This window comes from Candidatus Aquicultor secundus (assembly GCF_002791875.1).
Taxonomy (GTDB): Bacteria; Actinomycetota; Aquicultoria; order Aquicultorales; family Aquicultoraceae; genus Aquicultor_A; species Aquicultor_A secundus.
Genome location: NZ_PFNG01000204.1, coordinates 1 through 6,211 on the forward strand (window position 1 = coordinate 1; position 6,211 = coordinate 6,211).

A 6,211-nucleotide genomic window follows, 5' to 3' on the forward strand; every position below is an offset into this window, starting at 1 on the left:
TCCGCTCAGAATGACACAATAATTATGGTGTTCTGGCACTAGGCGTAGATAAACTATTCTAAGAAGAAGGTTTTATTCTGGCTCCTGTCTTCTGACTCCTTAAGAAGTGGTTTGATATGAAATTAGTCGATTCGACATTAGATAAAAACATAAAGCCCGAAGATGTGCGGCCAAGGTTGATCGTGCTTACGTTTATCGCGATAGGTATCTTTGTCGTCTTGTTGAGCAGGCTCTGGTTCTTGCAGGTCATGGGCGGGCAGAAATATATGGAGCTTGCCGAGGGTAACTACATCCGGGTCATCCCGATCGAGGCACCGCGCGGGCTTATCTACGATCGCAACGGCAAGGTGCTCGTTAACAACCGCCCGAGTATCGGGGTCTCGCTGTCGCCGCCGGTTGCGGACAAACATCCCCAGATCATAGGCAAGCTCGCAAAAATCCTGAAGATGTCGGTTGGTGATATCAAGGAGAGACTCGCGGAGAAACGGTCCGACCCGTTGAAACCGAGAGTTATCATGCGCGATGTAGACGACAAGACGCTCGCCTATATCGAGGAGCACCAGATGGAGCTTCCCGGGGTGGATGTCATCACCGAGTCCATCCGCGGCTACCCGTTCGGCAATCTCGGGGCGCACGTGTTTGGGTATATGGGTGAGATTTCCGATGCCCAGGTCTCGAAACTTAAGAGCATCGGCGACTTTTCTCCGGGCGATATTATCGGACAATCCGGTGTCGAGAGCACCTTTGAGGGCCTCCTGAGGGGACAGAAGGGGAGCCAGCAGGTCGAGGTGAATGCCTCGGGCAGGCCGCTTAGCGTGATAAAAAGCCAGGATCCGATTCCGGGGCATAACCTTATGCTCACCGTCGATCTCAACATTCAAAAAGTAACCGAGCAGGCGTTAAAGGACGCGATCGACCGGGCGCACAGGACCGGTAAAGCCGATCGGGGCGCGCGGGCGGATGCCGGAGCGGCGGTCGTGATGGACCCACGAAACGGCGAAATCATAGCGATGTCCAGCTATCCGACATATAATCCGGAGCTTTTCATCGGCGGCATCTCCAAAAAGAATTGGGCGGAGCTTATCGATAAGAAAAACAACTATCCGCTTAACAACAGGGCATTGATGTCATACCCACCCGGCTCCGCCTTTAAGCCGGTCACCCTAATGGGTGCGCTTGCCGACGGGTTAACGTCGCCTAGCGAGACATTTGTTTGCAGCGGTAAGTGGACCGGGTTAGGGAAGGACTGGGCCAGGTGGTGCTGGGATCACTCCGGCCACGGCACACTGGGCCTTACCGCCGGAGTCGCCCAGTCCTGCGATACCGTGTTTTATATCCTGGGCAACAAATTCTACAAACAGGGCGAGGAGCGTTTGCAATACTGGTCTAAAGTCCTGGGCTTTGGCTCTCTGACCGGGATTGATATGCCTATGGAGAAGAGAGGCCGAGTACCGAACAAAGAATGGAAGCGCAATTTTAATAAAAACAACCCCGCGTATCAGCGCTGGTATCCTGGAGATACCGTAAGCCTTGCGATAGGCCAGGGCGACCTGTTGACATCGCCGCTTCAGGTCGCTTCGCTCTACTCGATTATTGCCAATGGCGGAATGTTTTATCGCCCCCATGTGGGCAAGGCGATGATATCATGGAATGAAAACGTAAAGACCGAGTTCAAGCTCAAACCGGAGGACAAGCGTAAAGTCCCGATCCGAAAGGATATTATCACGTTCACTCAGCAGGCCCTTGAGCAGGTAATAAGCCAGGGTACGGCGAAGGGCGCCTTCTCGGGATTTCCGGCACGCGTTGCCGGTAAAACCGGAACCGCCCAAGTAAGCGGCAAGCAGGACTTTGCCTGGTTTGCCTGTTATGCGCCCGCGGACGAGCCCAAGTACGTGGTCGTAGTAATGGTAGAACAAGGCGGGCACGGCGGCTCGATCGCGGCCCCGGCGGCACGCAAGATACTTGCGACGGCCCTTGGGATCGCAGACAGAGGACCGGGCACCGTCACCGATACTTCGAGGTAATCAGCATGGATTTATTAAGTATTAATCGCAGAGTAGATCTAACAATGGTCGTCACCGTACTGCTTCTTTGCATCTACGGGATGGTCGCGGTATTCAGCGCGACCCAGGCAAGTGCGCAGAGCGGAGGCGACCCATACTTCTTGCTGAAGAAGCAGGTTCTCAGCATCGTTATCGGGCTTATCGGCCTTCTTATTGCAAGCTTTTCCAATTACAACAGTTTTAAGAGGTATATGATTCCACTCTACCTGCTCAACATTGCAATTCTCATTATCGTGCCGTTCATCGGGCACACCGTTAACGGCGCCAAGAGCTGGGTAAACATCGGGTCTTTTCAGCTCCAACCGTCGGAGTTCTCAAAGCTTCTGCTCATCATCACTCTGGCGAGCTTTTTTGCCTTGCGCAGGACACAGTTGGAAGGCATCCGGGATTTAGCCGCCTCACTGTTTCATATTGGCGTGCCGCTACTTCTGGTACTGGCCCAGCCCGACCTCGGAACGGCTATGTGCTACGTGGCGATTCTACTCGGGATGATGCTCGTAGCCGGCTTTCCGGCACGCCACTTTGCAATTATTATCCTTGCGGGTATCATCGTGGGTTTTGCCGCCATCCAGTTCCATCTGGTAAAACCGTATCAGGTCGATAGGCTCACCGTTTTCGTTAACCCGGATAACGACCCCCGTGGTGCCGGATACAACCTTTTGCAATCAAAAATAGCGGTAGGCTCAGGGCAATTCTCCGGGAAGGGACTATTTTCCGGCACGCAGACCAGGCTGCAGTTCTTACCTGAGCGCCACACCGATTTTATATTCTCGGTCATTGGCGAGGAAAGGGGCTTCATCGGCACGTCGGTCCTGCTGTTCTTGTTCTTTATTTTGATAATGCGCGGCCTGCGAACCGCCGCATTCTCGAAGAATCTCTTTGGGACATTGCTTGCGGCCGGGATCGTCTCGCTTTGGATATTCCAAATTATGGTAAACATCGGTATGACTATCGGTCTTATGCCGATTACCGGTATCCCACTACCATTCATCAGCTACGGAAACAGCTCACTTATCGTACATCTCGTAAGCGTTGGAATACTTCTTAATATTTACCTGAAAAGTTATATATAATAGAGAGCAGAGGAATTTCGAATTGCGAATGTCGAATTACGAATTGGTGTAGGTCTAGAGTGGGCCGCAAGGAAGACTATTGCTAGGTGTCATTCTGAGCGATAGCGAAGAATCTCGGGTGCAGTACGCATGGTTGCAACTTATTAGCGTCTAGGTGTAGCTAAGCTACTGTAAGAAGAAGGTTTTATTCTGAATTCTGGCTCCTGGCTTCTGCCTTTTGGGGTGTCGATTAGCCGGGGCAAGCCGATAGTTTATTTGTATGCCTTAAAATAAGGAGAAAACGGAAAAGCTATGTCATATATCGATCATTTTAGGAAAGTCAAAAACATCAATAAGGTTCTCAAAACGGTTCGTGGGGAAGTCGAGCAAGAGGTTAAGATCGCGGTTTTAGCTGAACCTGAAGTCGAGGCTGAGATATTATCAATACTGCAGATCAATGAGGGGAATAAGGTTGTTTTCGGACTCAGTGAAGTACGGGATGAGGCTTCGAGAAAGGCTAAATTAAAGGCAGCCGATCTGGCGCTTGTCGTTATATCGACGGGCAAGCTTAAAGACGAATTGGATAAGATTGCCAAGCAGGCGTTAATGGCGAAGAAGAAACTCGTCATCATAACCGGCCGTGAGATTAATGAATGGTTAGTAGATAACCTGGCGTATGTTTTCCGGGTCAGCGGGGAGGACGTTGCGTTTGTTCCGCTCTCGGATGTTCGGAAAATCAAGACCACTCTGATACCGCGAATCGTAAGCAAGATCGGTGATAAAGAAGTCGCTCTTGGCGCGGCGGTTCCGATATTTAAAGATGAGGTGGTATCGCGTATTATCGCCAAGACGGCGCAGCAAAACGCGCTCATCGGCGTAGCGGTCTTTATCCCCGGTGCCGACATGCCTCTTTTAACCATGAACCAGATTAAGATGATACTCAGGCTGTCCGCGGTGTATAATCAAGAACTCAGCGTGAAGCGGCTTTATGAAGTGCTGGCCGTGGTCGGCGGCGGTTTCGCGTTTAGAGAGGCCGCGCGGCAGATTGTGGGCACCATGCCGGTAGTCGGCTGGGCGCTAAAAGGCGGTGTCGCCTACGGCGGAACGATAGCGATGGGGCAGCTTGCGAAACGATATTTTGAGTCCTGGAAAGGGAACATAGAAAACGGTGAAGAAACAGACGGTGAAACATCAAACGGCAAGCGAGCCGAAACGCAGAAATCTCTGGGCGCGCATAGAGCAGGTACTTCAACAGGTGGAGAAGCCGAGCCGGTACATAAATCATGAGCTTAACTCGGTTCACAAGGAGATTTCCGAGGACCTTCTGCGATTTGGATTAGCATATCCCGACACATATGAAGTCGGCCTACCCAACATGGGCCTTCAGATACTCTACGAGATTCTCAACCGGCGCGAGGATGTCTTTGCCGAGCGCATCTACGCGCCCTGGGTCGACATGGATACCGTGATGCGGGAATCCGGCATTCCGCTGTTTACCGTAGAAACACACAGCGCGGTTTCCGATCTGGACGTCTTCGGCTTTACGCTCCAGCATGAACTCATCTATACCAACGTTATCAATATGCTCGATCTTGCGGGCCTGCCGGTTTTCGCAAAAGACCGGGACTTGTCGTATCCCATTGTAATCGCCGGGGGACCCGGTACGGTCAACCCCGAACCGATGGCGGCGTTTTTTGACGCCTTTGTTGTCGGTGAAGCCGAGGAGCTAATCCACGAGCTGGTCGATATCCTTGGAGGGTGGAAGAAAAGCGGGGGCACTGATAAAATCGTCCTCCTCGAAAAGCTCTCACAAGTACCGGGCATCTATATCCCCGCGTTTTACGAGGTGGCCTACGAGAATAGCGGCCTGGTGAAAGGCCTTATAACCTCACACGGCGCCCCGGCGGCCGTGACCCGGCGCATAGTAAAAGACTTCAGCAAAATAGCGGTTCCGGCGCGACCGATCGTCCCGTTTGTGGACGCAGTGCACGACCGCTGCTCGGTCGAGGTCATGCGCGGCTGCACCAGGGGGTGTCGTTTCTGCCAGGCGGGTATCATCTACCGCCCGGTTCGAGAGCGAACAAAAGACCAGGTGGTAGAGGGCATTGCCACCATACTTGAAAACACGGGGCACGAAGAAGTATCCCTGTCGTCGCTCAGCAGCACCGATTACACGTCGATCGCGCCCGTGCTGAAAGAGCTTTCAGATCGCTATACCGAGCAGGGAATATCGATATCGTTGCCATCGCTTCGGGTGGATGCGTTCTCCGTGCAGTTGGTAAAGGAAATTGCGAAAGTCAAGAAAACCGGCCTAACCTTTGCCCCGGAAGCGGGCACGCAGCGCTTGCGCGATGTCATCAACAAGAACGTCACCGAGCAAGATATCCTCAACACCGCAAAAATAGCATTTCAAGAAGGGTGGCAGAGGATAAAGCTCTACTTTATGATCGGGCTTCCGACCGAGACGCAGGACGACTTGCAAGGCATCGTCGATCTCGCTAAAAAGGTCGTGGACGTCGGGCTGCAAACGCTCGACGCATCGGCGAAATCCCGCCTGATGGTGGCGGTTAGCGTATCGGCGTTCGCACCAAAACCCGACACCCCGTTTCAATGGGTGTGCCAGGACACGCTTGAGCAGTTCGAGGCAAAGCAAAAGTTTCTGGGCGACAGGATTAGGGGAAGGCATCTCACGCTTAAGTGGCACAACGCCAAGTCCAGCGTAATCGAGGGCGCGATAGCCCGTGGCGACAGGCGTCTCTCGGATGTGATATACCGGGCCTGGCGGTCGGGCTGTAAATTCGATGCATGGACCGGGGAGTTTAATTACGACAACTGGCTGAAAGCTTTTGAAGACGCGGGGCTTGACCCAAACTTCTACGCGGCCAGGCAACGAGACCTTGACGAGGTCATGCCGTGGCGCCATATTGATACCGGCGCAACGCAGGAGTTCTTCAAAGCAGAATACGAAAACGCCCTCACCGGCGAGCTAACCGAAGACTGCCGCACCGGCGCATGCTCCGGCTGCGGAGTGTGCCCGAATTTGGATGCTGAGAATTTGTTGTTTGGCAAGTAGCTGAATGACCAGGATTGCTAGCT

The 6,211-nt window shown here is 52.9% G+C and carries 4 protein-coding genes; all 4 read left to right on the top strand.

Translation table 11 applies throughout. From position 1 onward, the window contains the following. Positions 1-116: 116 nt before the first annotated feature. The 4 genes from mrdA (at position 117) to COY37_RS08580 (ending at position 6,188) form a co-directional block, all read left to right on the top strand. Positions 117-2,024 (top strand): penicillin-binding protein 2, encoded by a 1,908-nt coding sequence (mrdA, locus tag COY37_RS08565; RefSeq protein ID WP_286677598.1) that lies wholly within the window; start codon positions 117-119, stop codon positions 2,022-2,024. A 5-nt stretch (positions 2,025-2,029) separates the two neighbouring features. Further along, positions 2,030-3,136, top strand: coding sequence for a rod shape-determining protein RodA (gene rodA, locus COY37_RS08570; protein WP_286677597.1), 1,107 nt, complete (start codon positions 2,030-2,032; stop codon positions 3,134-3,136). A 291-nt stretch (positions 3,137-3,427) separates the two neighbouring features. Continuing rightward, a complete protein-coding gene (locus tag COY37_RS08575) occupies positions 3,428-4,402 on the top strand; it encodes a hypothetical protein (protein WP_286677596.1) in 975 nt (324 codons plus the stop codon). Beyond that, positions 4,299-6,188, top strand: coding sequence for a TIGR03960 family B12-binding radical SAM protein (locus COY37_RS08580; protein ID WP_286977222.1), 1,890 nt, complete (start codon positions 4,299-4,301; stop codon positions 6,186-6,188). The genes COY37_RS08575 and COY37_RS08580 overlap by 104 nt, the downstream gene beginning before the upstream one ends. The last annotated feature ends 23 nt before the right edge of the window (positions 6,189-6,211 follow it).

Excerpts from the sequence above, each read along its gene's own strand:
- mrdA (WP_286677598.1), top strand. The coding sequence starts at position 117 with ATGAAATTAGTCGATTCGACATTAGATAAAAACATAAAGCCCGAAGAT.
- rodA (WP_286677597.1), top strand. The coding sequence starts at position 2,030 with ATGGATTTATTAAGTATTAATCGCAGAGTAGATCTAACAATGGTCGTC.
- COY37_RS08575 (WP_286677596.1), top strand. The coding sequence starts at position 3,428 with ATGTCATATATCGATCATTTTAGGAAAGTCAAAAACATCAATAAGGTT.